The sequence below is a fragment of the Streptomyces sp. NBC_01320 genome, from assembly GCF_035974375.1.
Classification (GTDB): domain Bacteria; phylum Actinomycetota; class Actinomycetes; order Streptomycetales; family Streptomycetaceae; genus Streptomyces; species Streptomyces yanii.
The window spans coordinates 7,940,088-7,961,486 of record NZ_CP108390.1 but is presented as its reverse complement, the minus strand read 5'-3'; the positions used below and the strand labels follow the sequence as shown (position 1 = coordinate 7,961,486).

Here is a 21,399-nt window from a genome sequence, read left to right as displayed (position 1 = left end):
CCCGCGCCCCGTCGTCCGGTACGGGACCTTCGCGGAACAGCGCCTGATCTGAACTGCTGGTAAACCCCGGCCAGTTGCTACGCTGACCGGCGCGACGCCAGGATTGCTCATCGGAGGGGACCATGAGACAGAAGATCGTGCGCCTGACTCTGGTCGCCGGGGTGCTCGTACTCGCTCTGCTGCTTCTGCTGGCCACGTGCGGTGCCGGGGACAGCCAGGACAGGAAGGGCGCCGACAAGCCGGCGAAACCGGTGCCGACGCCCACGGGTCCGGGTCCGGCGACGCAGCTCACGGTTCCTCCCGCGTACACCACACAAGGCGGCTGGGAGCTCGTCAACACCTCTCCCGACTACGCGATCTCCCGGACGACGGGACGCCTCGGCTATCTGCTGCGGGTCGCCGACAACCAGTACCGGCTGGAGACCATCGACTCGGAGACCGGGAAGGCGGGCTGGAAGGGCGAGAACTGGCGGCCGCCGGCCTCGAAGCACTCCCCGAAGCTGCTTCTGGTCACCAAGAACGACGTGGAGTACTTCGTCACCTGGACGTACGGAAAGGTCGGCGTGAACGCTCTGACCCCGGCCGACACGATCATCTCCCTCGATGTGTACGACGTTAAGGACGGCGCCCGGCGGCGCATCGAGGTGCCGTGGTCCTCCGCCCCGAGCGTCATCGCCTCCGGCCCCGACATCCTGATCAGCGACGGCCGGACGACCAGTGTCGTGGTCGACCCGGCGACCGGACAGATCTCGAAGATCGCTCCCTCGGCGCTGAAGTACCCGAAGGACTGCCCGTCCTGCAAGCAGCTCACCGAGGTGTTCGGACTGACGAAGAAGGGCCTGCTGGTGAGCGGGGCTCGGGAGTTCTGGGTGCAGGGCGGCTGGTTCAGCCGGAACGTCGCCCCGAAGAACACCGACCGCACCAGCGGGATCCCGACGACCGTGGCCCCCGGCTGGGTGCTGGCCAAGTGGCAGCTCGCCAAGGGGCAGGAGCCGGCGAAGACCCATGACCTGTGGGCGGTGCACGACGCGGAGACGGGGAAACCGGTGGCCACGGTGGAGTGCAACAAGGTGGCCATCAAGCCGGGCCAGTACCCGCAGGCCGTCATGTCGCCCTCGGGGGGCTATCTGGTGGCCGGGAACCTCGCCTTCGACCTGACGGCCAAGAAGGGTTTCTGCCTGGAGGCGCCGGACGGTTCGAAGCGGCTGACGCTGGCCTCCGTCACGGACGAGGGCATCGCGTACGGCGCGACGAACGTGCGCAACGCGACGGACGCCCTGAACGGTGGCGGCCGCCCGGTCGCCGTCGAAGTCGTCACCGGGACCCCGGAGGGGCTGCCGTCCAATGTGCGGCTGCCGGGCGAGGAGGCGGAGGCAGGCGTCGGTGTGTTCCGGTGGACGGACGAGCTGGACCGGCTGCATCTGCTCGGCTACCCGCGCGCACCCCACTGAGCTCCTCCAGGGGCTGTCCTGGTGGGGACGAGAACGTGGGGAGTGCCTGGCGTCGCGGTCCCGGCCGTGATCCGCCGGACACTCCCGGGTCGTTCCCGAGCTTCTACGACTGCCGTTGCCAGGGTCGGCACAGGACCAGGAAGCAGACCATCGCGCCGACCGCGCACACGACCTGGACGACCGCCATCGGGACGGCCGTCTCCTCCCCCGCGATCCCGACGAGCGGTGAGGCGACAGCCCCGATCAGGAACGACGACGTACCCAGCAGCGCCGAGGCGGAACCCGCTGCGTGCTTGGTACGCATGAGCGCCTGGGCATTGGTGTTCGGCATCGCGAGCCCCATCGCGGACATCAGGACGAAGAGCCCGGCGGCGACCGGCACCAGACCGACCTCGCCGAAGACGCCGGACGTCATCAGCAGCAGCGCGACCGCGGCGAGGACGATGACGCCGAGCCCGAAGCCGAGCGCCTTGTCCAGGCTGATCCGGCCCACCAGCAGCCTGCCGTTGATCTGGCCGACGGCGATCAGGCCGATGGAGTTGATGCCGAAAAGCAGGCTGAAGGTCTGCGGCGAGGCACCGTAAATGGCCTGGACCACGAACGGTGAGGCGCTCACGTAGGCGAAGAGCGCGGCGAAGGCGAGGCTGCCCGCGATCATGTAACCGGTGAAGACCCGGTCGCCGAGGAGCCCGCGCATGGTGCGCAGTGCCTCGCCGATCCCGCCGGTGTGCCGTTCCTCCGGCGGCAGCGTCTCGTGCAGCCACTTCCAGACGACGAGGGTGAGCACGACGCCGACGACGGTGAGAACGGCGAAGATGCCCCGCCAGTCGGTGAACCGCAGCACCTGTCCGCCGATCAGCGGCGCGACGATCGGTGCGACGCCGGAGATCAGCATCAGGGTGGAGAAGAACTTGGCCATCTCCACGCCGTCGTACATGTCACGGACGACGGCCCGGGCGATGACGATGCCGGCCGCGCCCGCAAGGCCCTGCAGGAGGCGGAAGCCGATGAGGAGTTCCGCGGTGGGCGCGAAGACGCAGATCGCGGTGGCGAATACGTAGACCGCCATGCCGAGGAGCAGCGGCCGGCGCCTGCCCCAGCGGTCGCTCATCGGTCCGACGACGACCTGGCCGAGCGCCATTCCGGCGAGGCAGGCGGTGAGGGTGAGCTGGACGGTGGCCGCGGGGGCGTGCAGGGCGTCGGTGACTGCCGGCAGCGCCGGCAGGTACATGTCCATGGAGAGCGGCGGAAGAGCGGTGAGACCGCCGAGGACGAGGGTGACGAGGAGTGCCGTGCGGCGGGCCGCGGCGGTGGCGGCGGGCCCGGCACCGGTGCCGGGTCCGGCGGTGGCGTTCGATATGTCTGCGTGCTGGGCTCGGCTCACGCCGGTCTCCGGCATTCTCATCTCCAAATAGTTGAATCCGCCTCTATGCTCTCAGCTCAGCCGGAGTGGTCGAGACCTTTTTCTTGGGAGCAGGCATGAGCAGGACCGTGCGTTGGGGCGTGCTGGCTACGGGTGGCATCGCCGCGACCTTCACCGCTGACCTGCAGGCGATGCCCGACACGGAAGTGGTCGCCGTGGCTTCCCGTACGGACACGTCGGCGAAGGCGTTCGCCGAACGGTTCGGCATACCGAAGGCGTACGGCAGCTGGGCCGAGCTCGCCGCCGACGACGAGGTCGACGTGGTGTACGTGGCCACGCCGCACTCCGCGCACCGGGAGGCCACCGCGCTCTGCCTGGAGGCCGGAAAGCACGTGCTGTGCGAGAAGGCGTTCACACTCAATTCCCGGGAGGCGGAGGAGCTCGTGGCGCTCGCCCGGGACCGTGGCCTCTTCCTCATGGAGGCGATGTGGACGTACTGCAACCCGGTCGTCCGGCGGCTGATCGCACTGATCGCCGACGGCGCCATCGGCGACATCCGTACCGTGCAGGCCGACTTCGGGATCTCGGGTCCGTTCGGCCCGCACCACCGGCTGCGGGACCCGGCGCTCGGCGGGGGCGCGCTGCTGGATCTCGGGGTGTACCCGGTGTCGTTCGCTCATCTGCTGCTGGGTGAGCCGGACCGTGTCCAGGCCGATGCGCTGCTCTCCCCCGAGGGCGTCGATCTGAACACCGGCATGCTGCTGGGCTGGGAGTCGGGCGCCACGGCGCTGCTCAGTTGCTCGGTCACCGCCGACACCCCGCAGACCGCGTCGGTCACGGGCACCGGGGGACGGATCGACTTCCCGCGCGGTTTCTTCTACCCGGAGCGGTTCGTGCTGCACCGGGAGGGTCACGACCCGGAGGAGTTCACCGCGGGGCGCGCGGGCGACGGGCTCCGCGGGATGCAGTTCGAGCAGGCGGAGGTCCTGCGCGCGCTGAGGGCCGGTGAGACGGAGTCGCCGCTGGTCCCGCTGGACGGATCGCTGGCGGTGATGCGGACGCTCGATGCGGTACGTGACCGCATCGGCGTCCGCTACCCGGCGGACGACATCGGCTGACCGGGACGGAGGCAGGGCTTCACACAGGCATGAGTCCCTGGTTCCCCGCCTCCGAGGACTTTTGAAGCGCTCTCCCTCGTGAGCGAGGGAGATTGCTGCCTACCGTGCGGTGGCGGGCGTGACGCGGGGGCGCGCCTGACGACGGCCCTTCCAGCAGCCGGGATGAGCGCGTAGCCCATCCTGTGGAGGTGCAGGACGTTCATCGACGCGTTGTGGTCGGCGTTGCCGGACCAGCCGCAGTCGGGGTTCTTGCACACGAGGACGGCTTGGTTCTCCCGGCTGAGGAGTAGACCGCCTTCTGCTTGCCGAGCCGCGGCAGTTCAACGGTGAGGGAGACCACGTGCGTCTGCCGGTGGCGCCGGAATCGCCGGGGAACGATCGGGGAATCACCCCTGGGAACCCGAACCGGCCGCCCGGCGGCCACTCTTGAGGCGAGAGGCGTACGCTGCGTCGTCATGAGCAACAAAGTGTTGAACCCCGACGTGAGGACGGCCGTCGTCACGGGCGCGGGCTCCGGGATCGGCCGTGCGGTGGCTCTCGCCCTGACGGGCGCCGGTTGGTCGGTGGCGCTCGCGGGCCGCCGCCCCGAACCGCTCGCCGAGACCGTGGAACTGGCCGGGCCGGACGCCCGGGCGATCACCGTCCCCGCCGACGTCTCCCGCCCCGCGGACGTGGACGCGCTCTTCTCCTCCGTACGGGAATGGACCGGCCGGGTCGACCTGCTGTTCAACAACGCGGGCACGTTCGGCCCGCGCTCCGTCCCGGTCGAGGAGCTCTCCTACGAGGACTGGCGCACCGTCGTCGATGTGAACCTGACAGGGGCCTTCCTGTGCGCGCAGGCCGCGTACCGGCAGATGAAGGAGCAGGACCCGCAGGGCGGCCGGATCATCAACAACGGCTCGATCTCCGCACATGCGCCGCGCCCCCACTCGGTGGCGTACACGGCGACCAAGCACGCGATGACCGGGCTGACGAAGTCGCTGTCGCTGGACGGCCGTCCGTACCGGATCGCCTGCGGGCAGATCGACATCGGGAACGCGGCCACGGAGATGACGGAGCGGATGCAGACCGGCATCCTCCAGGCCAACGGCGAACTGGCGGTGGAGCCGGTGATGGCGGCGGCGGACGTGGCCCGGACGGTGGTGCACATGGCGGAGCTGCCGCTGGAAGCGAACGTGCAGTTCGCGACGGTCCTGGCGACGACGATGCCGTACGTGGGCCGGGGCTGACGCGATTCCTTGCGCGCGCCGCCGTTCGAGCCGAGCGGCACGCTCCCGGACCCCTGCTCCTGGGCGAAGCGGGCACCGACGTCAAGAACCGCCACCGCGCCCGTGAGCCGCGGTCCGGGGCACCGGCCCGCGCCGGGCGGGAATGCCCTGGACCGCGGCAGGGTTGAGCAGCGTCATGAGTGAGATTTCAGGAACCGAGGTCCTGCGCTACACCGCCTTCTCCGCCGACCCACAGGGCGGCAATCCGGCGGGCGTCGTCCTCGACGCGTCCGGTCTCGACGACGCGGCGATGCTCGCGATCGCGGCGGAACTCGGCTACAGCGAGTCGGCATTCCTGACCGGACCGGGCACTTCGGGTGAATCGGGCGGTCGCGGCTACACGATCCGCTACTTCAGCCCGAAGGCCGAAGTCCCGTTCTGCGGCCATGCCACCGTCGCGACAGCCATCGCCCTCGCCGAACGCAACGGCCCGGGCGACCTCGTGTTCACCACTCAGGCGGGTACCGTCCCGGTCACCGTCGTCCAGGACGGCACCGAACTCCGCGCCACCCTCACCAGCGTCGAACCGCATGTCACGGATGTCGCCCCGGACGACCTGGCCGAGACGCTGGCCGCCCTGGACTGGCCTGCCGGCGACCTGGACCCGGCCCTGCCGCCACGGATCGCCTATGCGGGCGCCCGTCATCTGGTGCTGGCCGCCGGAAGCCGGGAGCGCCTCGCCGACCTCGACTACGACTTCGCCCGCCTCGAAGCGCTGATGCACCGGCTCGACCTGACCACGGTCCAGCTGGTGTGGCGCGAGTCGGCGACCGTTTTCCACGTCCGCGACCCGTTCCCGGTCGGCGGCGTGGTCGAGGACCCGGCGACAGGTGCGGCAGCGGCCGCCTTCGGCGCGTACCTGCGCGAGCTGGCGCTCGTCCCGGACGCCGCGGTCCTCACCCTCCACCAGGGTCAGGACATGGGCCGCCCCGGCACGCTCGCGGTCGAACTGCGCGCGGGCGACGCGCGGGTGCGGGTGAGCGGCACGGGAACGCGTATCCCCGCGGCGCAGTGAGCAACCGGCCGAGGCCGGACCGCTGACGTCACCGAGAGGTGTGCCGGCCGTGGGCGGCGCCGAAGCCCGTGCCCGGCTCGCGGCCGACGCTTGAGGGGCCGGGCGCCGCGTGAGCGGAGACGGACCAAGACGTCGTCCCGGCGGATCCACCCCGGGACAGCCCTTAGGAGGCCGACCACCCCAGCAGTAAGATGCTGACAGTCCGGTTTCCCCCTTTCAGTCAGACCCCTGTGGCGCCGACCACGCCACGATTAGAGAGACTCGTAGCTGATGGCCCAGCAGGCGCGCGCGATCCAGACTCGACGGTCGATCCTGGTGGCGGCCGCCGCCGTGTTCGACGAGCGTGGCTACAGCAGCGCCACCATCAGCGAGATCCTCGCCCGGGCGGGGGTGACCAAGGGCGCGCTGTACTTCCACTTCAACTCGAAGGAAGAACTGGCGCTCGGCGTGATGGACGTCCAGCTGGACAGTTTTCCGCTGCCGCCGCAGCCGACGAAGCTTCAGGAGCTGGTGGACCAGGGAATGATTCTCGCCCACCGGATCCGCCACGAACCCCTGGTGAGGGCAAGTGTCGGACTGGCGATGGACCAGGCGGTCGAGGGTCCCGACCGGGGCACCCCGTTCCGGGCCTGGATCGACCGGCTCGAACATCTGCTGAGCGCCGCCAGGAGTCAGGGCGAGCTGCTGCCGCACGTGCATCCGCGCGAGACCGCCGAGCTGCTGGCGGGCGCCTTCTCCGGAATCCAGGTGATGTCCCAGGTCCTGTGCCGGCGTGAGGACTTGGGGCACCGGATCTCCGTACTGCTGCATTACGTCCTGCCGAGCATCTCGACGCCCGCCGTGCTGGCCACGCTCGACATGTCCGAGGATCGCGGCGGGCGGCTGCTCTCGCGGCTGGAATCCGTGCCGAGCCAGGCCGGCGCCACCGACTGAGTGCCCGGAGCCGCACCGTCCGGCCCGGAATCGTACCGGGCGGTCTGCGAGGCTCCCCGGCTCTCCACCCTCGGACCGCCAGTCGGGCGCAATCCATGCCACCGGCCCGATGATTCCGGGCGGCGACGGAAGTCTTACCTCTGACCGCGCGACATGGAGATGGAGAGGGTGGACCGATGACGGCCGAGCTGCGAGACATTCTGGAAGCGCACGTGAGCAAGGGGCAGGTTCCGGGCGCGGTGGGCCTGGTGGCCCGTGCTGACTGGATCGAGGTGCGGACGGCCGGCTCGGTGGACGCCGAGGGCACCGCCCCGATGGCCCGGGACTCGATCTTCCGTATCGCCTCGCTGACCAAACCGATCACCGCCGCGGCGGTCATGCTGCTGGTCGAGGACGGCCGGATCACGCTGGACGACCCGGTGGACCGATGGCTGCCGGAGCTGGCCTCGCCGAAGGTCCTCCGTACGCCTTCCGCTCCGCTGGACGACGTGGTCCCGGCGACCGGGCCGATCACCGTGCTCGACCTGCAGACCTTCCGCGCCGGGTACGGATTTCCGTCCGACTTCTCGGTGCCGGGGGTCGCCCCGCTGTTCAGTGAGCTGAAGCAGGGACCGGAACCGAAGGGCGTCCCGGCGCCGGACGAGTGGATGGCGACGCTGGCCCGGATCCCGTTGCTGCATCAGCCGGGCGAGGCCTGGTTGTACAACACCTGCTCCGACATCCTGGGTGTGCTGGTCGCCCGGGTCACCGGCCGTCCACTGCCCGAGTTCCTCGCCGAGCGGATCTTCGAACCGCTGGGCATGGCGGACACCGGCTTCGCGGTACCGCCGGCGAAGCTCGACCGGTTCACCAGTTACTATCGCATCGATCCGGACGGCGGCACTCAGCTGGTGGACGCCCCCGACGGGCAGTGGAGCAGCGTGCCCCCGTTCCCGTCCGGCGCGGGCGGACTGGTGTCCACGGTCGACGACTGGCTCGCCTTCGCCCGCATGCTGCTCGCCGACGGCGACGGGCTGCTCTCGCCCACATCGGTACGGCAGATGACCACCGACCAGCTGACACCGGCCCAGCGCGCGGCCAGTGCCCTGTTCATCGAGGGCCAGGGCTGGGGCTTCGGCGGTTCGGTCGATGTCGAGACCGTCGATCCGTGGAACGTGCCGGGCCGCTACGGCTGGGTCGGCGGCACGGGAACGACGGCCCACCTCACTCCGTCCACCGGCACGGTCTCCATCATGCTCAGCCAGCTGGAGATGACCGGACCGACCCCGCCCGCCCTGATGCGGGACTTCTGGCGGTACGCGGCGGGCGCCTGAGAGCCTGTCGGGTGACCTTCGACCGGATAGCGGACGCGGTCTCCCCTGCTCGAACGAAGCGAGAGCTTGAGGAAGGAGCTACCAGGACATTTCGGCAACGCGGGAAGCGTGCGCGCCAGGGCGTGGCCGCCCGATCAGAGGTCACCCGACAGGCTCTGAGGCCATGGGTGGCCCGGATCGGTCCGGACGGATCCCCGCTACGCCAGCAGCGCGCCGATCTCCGCCACCTGCTCCTCCCGCAGCGGCCCGTGGGCCATCGCCCCGGCATTCTCCTCGGCCTGGGCGACCGTCCGGAACCCGGGGATCGGCACGGTGTGCGGGCTGCGCGCCCAGAGCCAGCCGAGGGCTCCCTGCGCAAGGGTGCGGCCGTCCGCGGTCAGGATCTCGCGTACGGCGTCGACCCGTGCGGCCCACTCCGGCGCCGCGGCCCCGCCCGTCCCGAACCACCGCAGCCAGGCGGGCGGGGTGGCCCGGATGTCGCCCGTACCGCCGCGCCGGCCGGGGCCGTACGCGCCGGTGAGAAGGCCCATCGCGAGCGGGCTGCGGTTGATGCTCGCGAGCCCCTGCTCCGCACAGAGCGCAAGCATCTCCGGCGCATCCTGAAGGACATTGCAGGCGTGCTGGACGGCGACGCAGTGTGCCCCCTCGGCGAACAGCGCGGCGCGCACCGGGTCGTCGGTGCTCCACGCGTACGCCAGGATCAGCCCCTCGGCCACGAACTCCTCACAGGTCTCACGGAGTTCGGCGGCTTCGTCGAGCGGAGCATCGGACAGGTGCAGCTGATAGAGGTCGATGCGGTCGGTGCCGAGCCTGCGGAGCGAGCCGATGAGCGCCTCGCGGGCGTACGCGGGCGAGCTGTCGCCGGCGATCAGTGTGCGGGCCCGCTCGTCGAAGCGGTTGCCCCACTTGGTGGCGATGACGACGTCGTCGCGGTTCCCCGCGAGGGCCCGGGCGAGAACGCGTTCGCTGTGCCCGGCCCCGTACACATCGGCCGTGTCGAAGAGCGTCACACCGAGGTCGAGCGCCCGCCTGATCGCGGCCACGGACTCCTCGTCGTCGACCGCACCCCAGCCCAGCGGACTGCCGTCCCGGTCTGCCCATTCGCCGCCGATGGCCCAGCAGCCGAAACCGAGCGCACCCACCTCGGTCCCGTCGCGCCCCAGGGGCCTGTTCCTCATCTCTGTCTCCATGCCACGCAGGCTAGGAGTTGGAGTGCACACGAGGACAAGCACAGGTGTCCGGACATGGCAGGCTGCACCGTATGAACGCCGACCTGAACGGCCGCCGGGACGGTACGGACGCCGACGATGCGGACCGGTCTCCCTGGGACACCATCGACCACCTCCGCAGCTGGCTCGACGCGGGAACCGGCATCCGCCCCGAGCAGGATCTCCTGTTGCGGATGCTGAAACTCTCGGAGGAGGTCGGCGAGGTCGCCCAGGCCGTCATCGGGACCATCGGTCAGAACCCGCGCAAGGGCGTCACCCATTCCTGGCAGGACGTGGAGGCGGAACTCTGCGATGTCATCGTGACGGCGATGGTCGCCCTCCGCACCCTCACCCCCGAGGCGCCCCAGGTCTTCGAGGGGCATCTGCGCCGGATCGCGGCACGGGTGCCGTCGCCGGAGCGGACCGGTGAGGCCGACGACGCCCCCGGTTCCTGACGGCCGATCCCCTACCGGGCAGCGACATCCGCCCCGTGGCAGGGCGGCGACCGACAGTTGAACATCGAGCGACTACGATCACGGGCACCGCAGCGAGCTCAGGAGTGCTGACCTTGTCCGAACCGCGCATCGGCGTATCCATCGTGACCATGGGCGACCGCCCGCAGCAGGTCGAGGCACTGTTGGCCTCGGTGGCCATGCAGGACGTGCTGCCGGCCCGTCTCGTCGTCGTGGGCAACGGCTCGCCGCTCCCGGATTTCACTGGCTTCCCCGGCCTGTCGGGCCTCGCCGGCGGCGTGACCACGATCGAGCTGGACGAGAACCTCGGTTGCCCCGGCGGCCGTAACGTCGCCATCGCGGCACTGGCGGAACTCGGGGACGTGGATGTCGTCGTCGAGCTGGACGACGACGGTCTGCTCGTCGACACCGGTGTGCTGCGCAAGGTCCAGGAGCTGTACGCCGCCGACCCGCAGCTCGGCATCGTCGGGTTCCGTATCGCCGACGAACACGGGGAGACGCAGCGTCGCCACGTCCCCCGGCTGCGCGCCACCGACCCGATGCGGCGCGGCCCCGTCACGGCGTTCCTCGGCGGTGGCCACGCCCTCTCCATGAGGATGCTCGCGGAAACCGGCCCCTGGCCGGCGGAGTTCTTCTTCACGCACGAGGAGACGGACCTCTCCTGGCGGGCGCTCGACGCAGGCTGGAAGATCCTTTACGAGCCCGATCTGCTGCTCCAGCACCCCAAGACGTCTCCGGCCCGGCACTCGGTCTACTACCGGATGACGGCCCGCAATCGCGTGTGGCTGGCCCGCCGCAATCTGCCGCTCCCTCTGGTCCCCGCCTATCTGGGCACCTGGACCCTCCTCACCGTGGCCCGCACCCGCTCGGCCACGGGACTGCGCGCCTGGGCCGGTGGCTTCGCCGAGGGGGTCCGCACCCCGTGCGGGCGTCGACAGCCGATGCGGTGGCGCACGGTGTGGCGGATGACGATGCTGGGGCGGCCACCGGTCATCTGACCCGGACGTGCCGACGGGCGCCCGGTTCGCACGGGCGCCCGCCGACAAGCTCGCTCAGGCCAGTCGCAGATCGATGAAGGGCACGCTGTCACCCGGCAGCACATAGCGGTCGACCTCGACGAATCCGTGCGCGTGCGCGAACCGCAGCCCGTCCGGGTTGGTCGCCAGCACAACCGTCTCGATGACGTCCGCGCCGAGCTTTCGCGCCTGTTCCAGCCCTCGTGCGTAGAGTTGCGCACCGATCCCCCGTCGCCGGTGAGCGGGAAGCACCCGGGCGATGACGGTGGCCACCGATGCCTCACTCGTGGGCGGCCGCACCGTCGAACAGCCCACGAGAGCATCGTCGAGATAGGCCACCTCCAACCGGTGACGCCGGACACGCTCACGCACCTCGTCGAGAGACAACACGGCAGTGGGAATGATCGTGTTGTGTACGTGCTGCCAGTCCTGAAGCGTGGCTTCGGCGCCCACGTGTTCGAAGCGAAGATCACTCATCGCAGCAGGAAACCGTGGGCGCGGTGGACCGTCAACTGCCCTTCGGCACTCGGGCACCGGTGCCGCACCGGTCCGGAATTCCCAGCGCGACCTGCCACCGGGAGTTCACACTGCCGGGATGGATGAACGCGGAGAGGAAGACGTCGTCGTACCCGCAGCCGCCCCGTCCCCGGTGCTCTCGTCCGAGCTGCTGGGATTCCCTCCCGACGCCCGGGTACTCATCATCAATGCCGATGACCTCGGGATGTACCACGCCGTCAACTCGGCCGTCATCGAGTCGATCGAGCGGGGGATCGTCAGTTCCTGCAGCCTCATGGCACCGTGCCCCTGGGCGCTGCACGCCATGCATCTGCTCCGCGGGCGTCCGGAGATCCCGTTCGGGATCCACCTCACGCTGGTGTGCGATACGACGCACTACCGGTGGGACCCGCTGACGCCGAAGGCACACGTCCCGTCCCTGCTCGACGACGCGGGCGATCTCTTCACTCCCGCCACCCGCTCCGAGCTCCTCGCCCGGGCCCGTATCGACGAGGTCGAATCCGAGTTCCGCGCGCAGATCGACGCCGTGTTCGACGCCGGTCTGTCCCCGACTCATCTGGACTGGCACTGCCTGGCCGACGGCGGACGCGACGACATCCTCGACCTGACCGTGACGCTGGCCGCCGAGTACGGCCTGGCGGTACGGATCTGGCTCGAGCCGGGGCGCCGGAAGCTGCGGCGGCAGGGGCTGCCGGTCACCGATCGACCGTTCCTGGACAGTTTCGCTCTGGACATCGACGGCAAGCCGGCCCGCTACGCCGGACTGCTGCGTACCCTGCCGACCGGTCTCAGCGAATGGGCGGTCCATCCGGGTCTCGGCAACGAGGAGGCGCAGGCGATCGAGCCCGACGGCTGGCGCGTGCGCCGGACCGACTACGAGTTCCTCGTCTCGCCCGAGGCCCGCGAAATCCTCCAGGAGGAGGGGATCGTGGTGATCGACTATCAGCCCCTTCAGGAGAAGTGGGCCCGGACGGCAGCGGAATGACGGAATCCGCCACGCCGGTATCGGACTCGCCGCCGCCGGGAGCTCCGGTGCGGTTCCCTACCAGGAGGACGTGGGGCTGGTGGTGACCTGCCACTGATCGAGGATGCCGTCCCAGTCATGCATCGGTGCGGAGTTCATGGTGGTGTGAGAAACCTGCTGGTCCCACGTCGGCGCCTGGTCCCACGTCGTCGCCTGGTGCGACGGGCGATGCTGGGTGGGGTAGTACCACTGCCGGGGCTGGGACACGGTGGGTGCCTCGGCGCCTTCGACGCGACGGTGACGGCCGGAACGGTCCAGAGGCTGGGGGGCCTGGGTGAGGCGGCCCTGCGCCTCCAGGTATCGGGTGCGGGCGACGAGGCGAGGGAGATCGAGACCGAGCTCGCCTGCCAGTACGGAGAGGTCGGCCCCGGTGCTCCACGCACCGACCAGGACCGCGTCCACCGCCGTCGACGACACCACTCCCTGGACCGCCTCCTCGGCAGCTTCCGGGGTGCCCGGGGTGTGAGGGGGGCACGGAGGTGGGGCCGGAGCGTCATGGGACACCGGCCTTTCCTCCGGTTCCGGGTACAGCGGGCACCTGTCCGCGTCCTCGGGAGACAGCTCGTGCGCATCGGCAGCGTGGTGGTCCAGGAGCGCCTTGGCGATTGCCCGGGCGTCGTCCTTTCCCACGGTGCGGCGAGCCATGCGTACTTCGCGTTCATGGAGCCCGAGGAGATCCGCGACGGTCCCGTCGCTCCCCAGCGTCACCGCGAACGCAGCCAACGTCCGCATCCGGTTCGCCTGTTGCTCGTCGAGGGTGCTCTGCGCATCGCGCACGTCCTCGTCATTCCTGAAATAGGCCCGCGCCAGTACGGCATGACGCTCCCACAGCTCCCTCGGTTCCATGCCGGGACCAACGTCCCTCCACAGGATTTGAAGCGATTTTCGGCTCAAAGGCACCAAGAAAGGTGAAACTCCATCTAATCTTGCCGTGTCGGAAGGTAGTTACCCAAATGGCGGTTGATCGTTACCACCGTCATGAACGCACCCTCATCCGCTACCGCCATCGGCAGGGGCACGGCGGCATCCATTCCGCACCCCTCGCAGGCCGCACGCCCCTCTCATGCCCGGCCGCGTCCGAGGCCCCAGCTGGATGCGGCACATGGAACACGCGCACCGCGCGAGCAGGTGACCGGCGCGTTCATGCCGGGTCAGACGTACACAGAGACGGCAAGTGACACACCGTTGTACGCCGAACTGGTGGCAAGTTGGTCAGCATGCGCCGCTACGGTGCCCGGCGTCCCCGACTCCGAATGGCAGCGCCTGACCTCCTATCAGTCCTTCCTCTGCGAAGTCGAGTCGGTCCTCAGGGACCTTCGCCCCCACCGCGCCCCCGACACGCTGTGCAGCCCCACCGGTCCATCGGCCTACCCCATGGCCCTGAAGCAGACCCATGACGCGGCCGACGGTCGCCCGCAAACGAACTGAAGGCCGTTCCGCGCGCATTGCGCGGCCGCTCCCGTCGCCGCGACACAGGAGCGGCAACGGGAGCGGTGGAATCGGTGGCGGTAAGGGGGACGGACAGGTCAGGGAGCGGTGCCCCAGGCGAGGGTGCCGTCCACGTACACGCCGACCTTCGCCGCGTCGGCGTAGGCCGTGTTGGTGCTGCGGCTGTAGTCGTCCGCCTCGTTGAAGTTCGACCAGTCGGTCTTGTTCAGGCGCAGCTGGATCTCCCCGGTGGAGGCCCCCGCCGCGAGGCTGCCGCTGCCGAAGCCGACCTCCAGGTAGTGGCTGGCCCCGGCGGCCGAGCTGCCGGATGCCGTCACCCCGAGGGTCACACTGCCGCAACCCAGCACCGCGTAGTCACAGGCGGTACCGAAGGTGCTCGCGCCGGCCTCGGGGGTGAACCAGTAGCGCACCTTCACCGTGGACAGGTTCACCGGGGCACTCCCGGTGTTGACCAGTTGCAGGCCCATCCGGATCTGGTTGTCGGTGGCCGACGAGTCGCTGTTCTTGTACTGGACCTTGAGGGTGCCGGTGCCCGTTCCGCCGCCCTCGGACGTGGTTGCGGAGACGGCGTCGGAGGCCGCCGAGACGTTCCCGGCCGCGTCCCGGGCCTTGACCGTGTAGCTGTACGCCGTCGAGGCGGTGAGCCCCGTGTCGGTGAAGGACGTCGTGGCCGAGGAGCCCACCTGCACTCCCGCGCGGTAGACGTCGTAGGCCGTCACGCCGGTGTTGTCGGTCGAGGCCGACCAGGACAGCGAGACGCTGCCGCTCGTCTTCCCCGTGACCGTCAGGCCGGTCGGCACGGAAGGCGCCTGGGTGTCGCCACCGCCGCCGCTGCCGTCGAGGGGCGGGTACGCGTGGCGCACCAGCTCCTGGACCTGCGCGGAGAACCAGTGGCCCGCCAGCGGCGAGTCGGGCAGCGCGCCGGTCAGGTTGTTGCCGTTGCGCCCGTTACCCGTATACGTCGGGTCGCACATCTGGTCGAAGCCCTTGCCCTCGTCGTTCTCGATGGGCTGGCTATTGCCGTCCGACTCGCCCGGGGGCTTGGCCCAGACGTGCGCGTCGATGCCGGGTTCCAGGGCGGCGGTGGGCCGCTCACCGACGCCGGCGCCCAGCCCCGTTGTCGCCGGTGAACCAGTAGCGCACCTTCACCGTGGACAGATCGACGGCGGCGCCCCCGGTGTTCACCAGTTGGAGACCGGGCTTGATCTGATTGTCGCCGGGGGCCGAGTCGTTGTTCCGGTACTGCGCCTTGAGCGCGCCCGGGTCACCGCCGCCACCGGTGTCGTCGCCGCCCAGCGCGGTGCGCACGGCGGCGTGGGCGGGCTTCGGCTGGAGGTTCGTAGAGGTTGGCCGCACCCTGGCCGGGGAACGCGCTGGGGACCCAGGAGTACTTGTCCGTGTAGTCCCAGACGGTGATGCCGACGCACCGCTCCACCGCGAGGCAGGCCTCGACGACGTTCCGGTAGTAGGTGGCCTGGGTGGCGAGCTTGGCCGCGTCGGCGGGCAGCTGCATGCGTACGTCGAGCTCGGTGACGGCGACATCGAGTCCGAGGTCCGCGAAGCGCCGCAGGTTCTGCTGCATGCCGCCGGAGAAGCCGTACTGGACGGCCAGATGCCCCTGGAACCCGACCCCGTCGATCGGCACGCCCTCGGCCACCAGGTCGCTCACCAGGTCGTACATGGCGTTGCTCTTCGCGCCGAGACCCTCGGTGTTGTAGTCGTTGATGTAGAGCTTGGCGTCCGGGTACGCGGCATGGGCGGCGCGGAGGGCGGTGGCGATGTAGTCGCTGCCCATGGCGTTGTGGAAGGGGTTCGTGCGGAACGTCCCGTCGTCGTTGAACGGCTCGTTCACGACGTCCCAGGCGGCGACCTCACCCCGGTAGTGACCGGCGACTTCGGTGATGTGGTTCGTCATCGCCGCTTCCACCTGCGCCGACGGCAGGGAGGCGACCCAGCCGGGCAGCTAGCTGTGCCGGACGAGCGTGTGACCACGGACGGTCTGGCCGTGATCCCGCGCGAAGTCGGTGATCACATCGCCCTTGGTGAAGCTGAACCGCCCCTGCTGGGGTTCGATGGTGTCCCACTTCATGGAGTTGCCCGGAGTGATCTGACCGAATTCGGAACCCGGCGTGGCGGCGTAGGCGGCGTCGGGCAGTTCGGGGTTGTCGGTGGCGGAGCCGAGGTATTTCCCGTGGGCGGCGGCCAGGTCGCGCAGGGTGCCCTGATCGGCCGCCGTGGCCGGCACGCCCGCCAGCGATGCGGCGACTGCGCATGCGGTGAGCAGCAGGACCGGCAGCCCGCCCGGGCAGCCGCGCGTGGTGCGATTTGTCAGACTCATGACATTCGCTTTCCTCGGCCGGGAACAGCCGGAGGCATGGGTGCGCAACAGCGCCCATGCCTCCGGTTCACGTCGCGAAGATGTGGGGAGCGGAGGGTGGGGAAGCGTGCAAGTCTTGATGGTGGGAGCGCTCCCAAGGTGGCGTGGTGGTGCGCACCTGTCAAGTGTTGAATCACAACTGCCTTACGTATTCGTTAACTTGACCGCACCCTGGAACGCTCTTCGCAGCACACAACCGCAGGTCCGGGGTGGGTCGGCGATCCGGAATCACATGCGGACCCACCGTGCGCGCGGCGACTGCCGCCCGCACCGCATTCCGACCGGGCGTTTCCCCTCTCCGGTGACCACCCGCTCGGACGCATGGGCCCCACCCCGGAGGAGGGTGAACGGAACGCAGCCCTCGGGGGGCCACTGCGCGGCTCGCGCCGCGGCGACGCGCCGGCCGGAAATCGCCTGTCGAGGACCACCGCGGCACGGCCTCCGCACGCCGACGGGAATGCGTCACCGAGCACCCGGACGCGTGCGGGCCCGATCGGCGCCGGGCCGCTGCGACCGACTCCGGAACAGACCGGATCCGCAAGGAAGTTCGCGTGGGGGAAAGTCCGATGCTGGGCAGCTCCCGGATCACGACGGTGAGGACTGCGGTCTCGATCAGGTGCCGGCGTACGGGTTAGGGTGCACAGCCGGGTACGCCGCTGCTCCGCGCGCGTCGTCGGTGCCGGGTTCACGACATGGGGAATGAGACGGTCACGGCATGAGAATCACGGCGCGAGAGCTCAACCGCTGCGCGCTCGCTCGGCAGTTGCTGTTGCAGCGGGAGACGCTCGGCGTCGCGGATGCGGTACGGCGCGTGGTCGCGCTGCAGGCGCAGCAGGCGGCCTCGCCCTACCTCGCGCTGTGGAACCGGCTCACCGACTTCGACCCGGCCGATCTCGATTCGGCGTTCGCCGGCCTCACGGTCGTCAAGTCGACCCTCATGCGAATCACGTTGCATGCCGTCCACATCGACGATTTCCGGGCCTTTCGTGAGGCCGTGCAGCCGTTGTTGCGCGCTTCCAGGCTGGGTGACCGCTTCACGGCGTCCGGGCTGACTACCGAGGACGCCAACGCACTGGTTCCGGAGCTGCTGGCGTTCGCCGACCGGCCGCGAACAGCCGCGGAGTACGAGGCCTGGCTCGCTCAGCGACTGGGCGCGCCGCCGAAGCCCGGAGCGTGGTGGGGGCTGCGGCAGTACGCGCCGCTGCTGCACGCACCCACCACGCCGCCGTGGTCCTTCGGCTCCCGTCCGTCGTATGTCGCGCCCCCGACCCGACCGGTGCTGGCAAACCCCGAGGTGTCCGCCGCGTCCCTGCAAACGCTGGTCCAGCGCTATCTCGAGGGGTTCGGGCCCGCATCGGTGGCGGACGTGGCACAGTTCGCACTGGTCCAGCGTGCCAGGGCCCGGACGGCGCTGCGGGCTCTCGCCGGTGACGGTGACATCGAGCGGCTGGAAGGGCCGAACGGCGAGGATCTGTTCGACGCCCCGGGCGCATCGCGTCCGCACGAGGACACTCCGGCGCCGCCCCGGCTGATGGCCATGTGGGACAGCATCCTGCTGGCCTACTCCGACCGCAGCCGTGTCATCCCACCGGACTACCGCACGCTCGTCACCCGCAGGAACGGCGACGTGCTGCCGACCCTGCTGATCGACGGGTACGTCGCCGGTGTGTGGCGTCCGGCCGAGGGAGGAATCGAGGCGACCGCCTTCCACCCCCTACCGGACGACATCTGGGAGCAACTCGCCGCCGAGGCCCGGTCGCTGACGGCCTTCCTCGCCGACCGCGATCCGGAGGTCTATCGCCGCTTCGACCACTGGTGGAGCAAGCTGCCGAGCGCCGAGGCCCGGCTGCTCCCCGGGAACGGAGACGGCGCCCCGAACATCAGGCGGGATCACCCGGCGCTCGACGGGTGAGAGTGGAGACCCACCAGTTCGGTGAGTGGGCCGGTGGAGCAGTCCGCGGTATCGACGACATCGGGATCATCGGTCCGCCGGTGCCCCCACGGTCCGCGCGGCGGACACGGGCGGACCGGGCGTAGGTGACCAGCACCCGATCGTGAACACCGGCTCATGCTTCGGGCAGGAACCCTGACAGGCACCCGCCGCAGTCCGAGGGGCGGATGCGGGGGTGTGCTGTCGGCCGGACAGGCCCGGTCCCGCCGGACGGCGAACCGGTGCTTCCTCGGCGCGACCGTCAGACGCCCGCCGCTCGGGCCGCCCGATACACCTCGGCCGCCACATCGGCCAGTTCGGCGGCGTCTCGCGTCGTCGCCTGGAGGTCCAGCAGGATCTCAGGCACGCCCACTGCAGCATGGGCCACCAGGTCCTCCACGATCTGGGCCACGCTGCCCTGGAAGGGCTGCCGGTCCGCGCCCTCGAACGGCTTGGCGCTGTATCTCGCATTGGCACGGGCACACACCTCGATCGGCCTCTGCCTGCCACGCTCGGCCGCCAGGTCCTGTACCCGCCGCCACTGTTCGGCCAGTGTCGAGGGGCCCATGGCCACAGGCATCCAGCCGTCCGCCCGGTCCACCAGCCGACGGCCGGCACGTGGGCTGTTCGCCGGCAGATAGACCGGGATGGGGCGAACGGGCTTGGGGCCGACCTCGGCCGGTGCGATGGTGGTCAGCTCGCCCTGGTAGGAGACCGGGTCCGGGCCCCAGACGGCCGCGCAGACGTCCAGCAGTTCGTCCAGGACCGCGCCGCGCTTCTCGAAGGGGGCGACCGAGGCGGCCGCGTACTCGTCGAGTGACCAGCCGGTTCCGAGGCCCGCGATCACCCGGCCGCCGCTCGCGACGTCGAGCGAGGCCAGCGATCGGGCCAGCTGGAACGGTACGTGGAGCGGGGCGACCAGGACGCTGGTGCCGAGCCGGGCCCGGTCGGTGGCCGCGGCGGCCAGTGTGAGGGTGACCAGCGGGTCGGCGACGCTGCGGTACTGATCGGGCCACGGCAGCCCCGGTACGCCGTACAGCCCCTGGGTGGCCGGCTCCGGAAAGAGCACGCGCTCGAAGACCCACAGGCTCTCGTACCCGGCGTCCTCCGCCGCGCGTGCCACCGTGGCCACGTCGCGACCGATGTCGTACTGCTTCATCTGCGGAAGACCGAGACCGAGCGAGACCGGCATGCGTGCACTCCTTCACAAGGACAGCGGGACAACTACCGTATGTCATATGTCGATTGCCTGCGGTCAACAGGGCGGGTAGGGGCGAGTGAATGTGCACGGCGCCGACGGGCGGCTTCCAGCCCTTGACGGCCGACCGCCCCGTGACCGGTGACCGCGTGCGTCGCCTCGTGCAGGTTGCCCCGAAGCGGTGAACGGGACGACTCTGGAGGAGGCATCGCCTGCGGCTCGGAGAACTCGGCATCAGGCTGTGCATCCGGAGACGACGGAGAGGTGCCGACCGTGGACGGTCGGGAGCCTGTGGGGAAGCAGCCCGGCGCGCATGGCCACCGGGATGTGCCACACACCGCGGACATGCGGGTGGAGGCGTGGTCGCCGACGGCCGAGGGCTGCATCGGTGAGGCGGTGCGCGCGGTCGTGGAGGGTTTCGCCGACACGTCCGGGGCAGCAGTCGCCGGGGAACGCGAATACGCGGTCACGGCGGAGTCCGACGAGGATCTGCTGGTGTCCGTCCTGGAGGAGGTCGTCTACCGGATGGATACCGACGGTGAGATCCCGCTCGATGTGGAGGTGGGGCCGATCCGCTCGGCGGGGAACGGCCGGGAGCTGTCGGTCCGCTTCCGGATGGCAGACGTCGGCACCGCCGTGCCGGTCGGTGCGGTACCCAAGGCCGTTTCGCTGCACGACCTCCAGCTGCGCAGCGGCCCCGGCGGCTGGACCTGCCGGGTGACCCTCGACGTCTGAGCCGGGGCGGGAAAGGGGACGGAATCATGGCGCTCACGGTGGCACTGGCCGGCGACACCATGCTCGGGCGCAGCGTCGCCGAGGAGCTGCGCCGCTCGCCGGTGCCGGAGACGCTCGTCTCCGCGGGGGTCAGGGAGGCGATCGCGGAGGCGGACCTGTTCGTGCTCAACCTGGAGTGCTGTGTCTCCGACCGCGGGCACCGCTGGCCCGACCCGTGGAAGGCCTTCTTCTTCCGTGCTCCCCCGGCCGCCGCGAAGGTGCTGGCCGAACTGGGGGTGAACTGTGTGACGCTCGCCAACAACCATGCTCTGGACTACGGGTTCGACGCCATGGCCGACACCCGCACCCTGCTGGCCGGGGCAGGCGTCCACGCGGTCGGCGCCGGGGCGAACTCAGGCGCGGCCCGGGAGTTCGCGGTGCTGGAGGCGGGCGGAGTGCGGCTGGCGGTGGTCGGCGTCACGGACCACCCGGAGGACTACGCGGCCGGGGAGGACAGTCCCGGTGTCGCCTGGGCCGATCTCCATGCGGGGGTGCCCGGCTGGCTGACGGAGTCGGTGGCCCGGGCCGCTGCGGCGGCGGACGTCGTGCTGGTGACTCCGCACTGGGGTCCCAACATGACCTCCCGGCCGCCGCGCCGCGTGTCGGCCGCGGCGCCGGAGCTGCTGGCGGCGGGAGCGACGCTGGTCGCCGGGCACTCCGCCCATGTCTTCCACGGGATCGCCGACCGGATCCTCTACGACCTGGGTGACTTCGTCGACGACTACGCCGTCGACCCGGTCCTGCGCAACGATCTGGGGCTCCTCTTCCTGGTGACCCTGGACGGCCCGGATGCCGCACACCTGGTTCCCGCGCAGGTGGAGGCGGTGCCGCTGGCCCTGGACTACTGCCACACCCGCCTGGCGATCGGCGAGGACCGGGAGTGGATCCGCGAGCGGCTGACCACCGCCTGCGCCGAGTTCGGCACCGCCGTCGCCGATCGGACCGGACGGCTGACGGTCGACTGGAGGTGAGG

17 protein-coding genes and 3 pseudogenes are annotated in these 21,399 nt (G+C 70.3%); 12 read left to right on the top strand and 8 right to left on the bottom strand.

The features are described from left to right. Nucleotides 1–122 precede the first annotated feature (122 nt). A complete protein-coding gene (locus OG395_RS36250; RefSeq protein ID WP_327246700.1) occupies nucleotides 123–1,451 on the top strand; it encodes a hypothetical protein in 1,329 nt (442 codons plus the stop codon). A gap of 103 nt (nucleotides 1,452–1,554) precedes the next feature. On the opposite strand, the gene OG395_RS36245 is transcribed toward OG395_RS36250, so the two are convergent. Beyond that, the gene (locus OG395_RS36245) at nucleotides 1,555–2,850 is read right to left on the bottom strand and encodes a multidrug effflux MFS transporter (protein ID WP_327249562.1); all 1,296 of its coding nucleotides are present in this window, start codon (nucleotides 2,848–2,850) and stop codon (nucleotides 1,555–1,557) included. 80 nt (nucleotides 2,851–2,930) lie between these two features. Between OG395_RS36245 and OG395_RS36240 the strand changes: the two genes are divergently transcribed. Then, nucleotides 2,931–3,932: a Gfo/Idh/MocA family protein gene (locus OG395_RS36240; RefSeq protein ID WP_327246699.1), complete on the top strand. Its 1,002-nt coding sequence runs from the start codon at nucleotides 2,931–2,933 to the stop codon at nucleotides 3,930–3,932. A gap of 99 nt (nucleotides 3,933–4,031) precedes the next feature. On the opposite strand, the pseudogene OG395_RS36235 reads toward OG395_RS36240, so the two are convergent. Next, a pseudogene (locus OG395_RS36235) lies at nucleotides 4,032–4,213 on the bottom strand (RNA-guided endonuclease TnpB family protein); the annotation flags it as partial. Between the two features lie 174 nt (nucleotides 4,214–4,387). On the opposite strand from OG395_RS36235, the gene OG395_RS36230 reads away from it, so the two are divergent. The 4 genes from OG395_RS36230 to OG395_RS36215 all read left to right on the top strand — a co-directional run bounded on the left by OG395_RS36230 (nucleotide 4,388) and on the right by OG395_RS36215 (nucleotide 8,461). Next, on the top strand, nucleotides 4,388–5,161 hold the full coding sequence (locus tag OG395_RS36230; protein ID WP_327246698.1) for an SDR family oxidoreductase: 774 nt from the start codon (nucleotides 4,388–4,390) through the stop codon (nucleotides 5,159–5,161). A gap of 175 nt (nucleotides 5,162–5,336) precedes the next feature. Further along, nucleotides 5,337–6,215: a PhzF family phenazine biosynthesis protein gene (locus OG395_RS36225; RefSeq protein ID WP_327246697.1), complete on the top strand. Its 879-nt coding sequence runs from the start codon at nucleotides 5,337–5,339 to the stop codon at nucleotides 6,213–6,215. A 270-nt stretch (nucleotides 6,216–6,485) separates the two neighbouring features. Beyond that, the gene (locus OG395_RS36220) at nucleotides 6,486–7,148 is read left to right on the top strand and encodes a ScbR family autoregulator-binding transcription factor (protein ID WP_327246696.1); all 663 of its coding nucleotides are present in this window, start codon (nucleotides 6,486–6,488) and stop codon (nucleotides 7,146–7,148) included. A 176-nt stretch (nucleotides 7,149–7,324) separates the two neighbouring features. Beyond that, nucleotides 7,325–8,461 carry a serine hydrolase domain-containing protein gene (locus OG395_RS36215; RefSeq protein ID WP_327246695.1) on the top strand — a complete coding sequence of 379 codons (1,137 nt, stop codon included), beginning with the start codon at nucleotides 7,325–7,327 and terminating at the stop codon, nucleotides 8,459–8,461. Between the two features lie 197 nt (nucleotides 8,462–8,658). Here OG395_RS36215 and OG395_RS36210 read toward each other — a convergent pair whose 3' ends face one another. Next, nucleotides 8,659–9,639, bottom strand: coding sequence for an aldo/keto reductase (locus OG395_RS36210; protein ID WP_327246694.1), 981 nt, complete (start codon nucleotides 9,637–9,639; stop codon nucleotides 8,659–8,661). A gap of 83 nt (nucleotides 9,640–9,722) precedes the next feature. Here OG395_RS36210 and OG395_RS36205 point away from each other — a divergent pair, with 83 nt between their 5' ends. Further along, nucleotides 9,723–10,124 carry a MazG-like family protein gene (locus OG395_RS36205; RefSeq protein WP_327246693.1) on the top strand — a complete coding sequence of 134 codons (402 nt, stop codon included), beginning with the start codon at nucleotides 9,723–9,725 and terminating at the stop codon, nucleotides 10,122–10,124. 113 nt (nucleotides 10,125–10,237) lie between these two features. Continuing rightward, complete coding sequence (locus tag OG395_RS36200) at nucleotides 10,238–11,140, top strand: glycosyltransferase family 2 protein (RefSeq protein WP_327246692.1); 903 nt, start codon at nucleotides 10,238–10,240, stop codon at nucleotides 11,138–11,140. A 54-nt stretch (nucleotides 11,141–11,194) separates the two neighbouring features. Here OG395_RS36200 and OG395_RS36195 read toward each other — a convergent pair whose 3' ends face one another. Beyond that, nucleotides 11,195–11,635 (bottom strand): GNAT family N-acetyltransferase, encoded by a 441-nt coding sequence (locus tag OG395_RS36195; protein ID WP_327246691.1) that lies wholly within the window; start codon nucleotides 11,633–11,635, stop codon nucleotides 11,195–11,197. Between the two features lie 118 nt (nucleotides 11,636–11,753). Here OG395_RS36195 and OG395_RS36190 point away from each other — a divergent pair, with 118 nt between their 5' ends. Next, a complete protein-coding gene (locus OG395_RS36190) occupies nucleotides 11,754–12,659 on the top strand; it encodes a polysaccharide deacetylase family protein (RefSeq protein ID WP_327246690.1) in 906 nt (301 codons plus the stop codon). 57 nt (nucleotides 12,660–12,716) lie between these two features. Here the strand turns inward: OG395_RS36190 and OG395_RS36185 are convergent, their stop codons facing one another. The 3 genes and pseudogenes from OG395_RS36185 to OG395_RS36170 form a co-directional block, all read right to left on the bottom strand. Next, on the bottom strand, nucleotides 12,717–13,544 hold the full coding sequence (locus tag OG395_RS36185; RefSeq protein WP_327246689.1) for a hypothetical protein: 828 nt from the start codon (nucleotides 13,542–13,544) through the stop codon (nucleotides 12,717–12,719). Nucleotides 13,545–14,224: 680 nt separating this feature from the next. Beyond that, nucleotides 14,225–15,256, bottom strand: a pseudogene (locus OG395_RS36180) (cellulose binding domain-containing protein); the annotation flags it as partial. Nucleotides 15,257–15,260: 4 nt separating this feature from the next. Continuing rightward, nucleotides 15,261–16,485, bottom strand: a pseudogene (locus OG395_RS36170) (endo-1,4-beta-xylanase); the annotation flags it as partial. 754 nt (nucleotides 16,486–17,239) lie between these two features. Here OG395_RS36170 and OG395_RS36165 point away from each other — a divergent pair. Further along, entirely contained in the window at nucleotides 17,240–18,436 is a 1,197-nt protein-coding gene (locus OG395_RS36165; protein ID WP_327246688.1) for a winged helix DNA-binding domain-containing protein, read from the top strand. Nucleotides 18,437–18,716: 280 nt separating this feature from the next. Here OG395_RS36165 and OG395_RS36160 read toward each other — a convergent pair whose 3' ends face one another. Next, nucleotides 18,717–19,646, bottom strand: a complete 930-nt coding sequence (locus OG395_RS36160) for an LLM class F420-dependent oxidoreductase (protein WP_327246687.1) — start codon at nucleotides 19,644–19,646, stop codon at nucleotides 18,717–18,719. A 279-nt stretch (nucleotides 19,647–19,925) separates the two neighbouring features. Here OG395_RS36160 and OG395_RS36155 point away from each other — a divergent pair, with 279 nt between their 5' ends. Both OG395_RS36155 and OG395_RS36150 read left to right on the top strand, forming a co-directional pair. Further along, the gene (locus tag OG395_RS36155; protein ID WP_327246686.1) at nucleotides 19,926–20,387 is read left to right on the top strand and encodes an archease; all 462 of its coding nucleotides are present in this window, start codon (nucleotides 19,926–19,928) and stop codon (nucleotides 20,385–20,387) included. A gap of 26 nt (nucleotides 20,388–20,413) precedes the next feature. Continuing rightward, nucleotides 20,414–21,397: a CapA family protein gene (locus OG395_RS36150; RefSeq protein WP_327246685.1), complete on the top strand. Its 984-nt coding sequence runs from the start codon at nucleotides 20,414–20,416 to the stop codon at nucleotides 21,395–21,397. Nucleotides 21,398–21,399 lie beyond the last annotated feature (2 nt).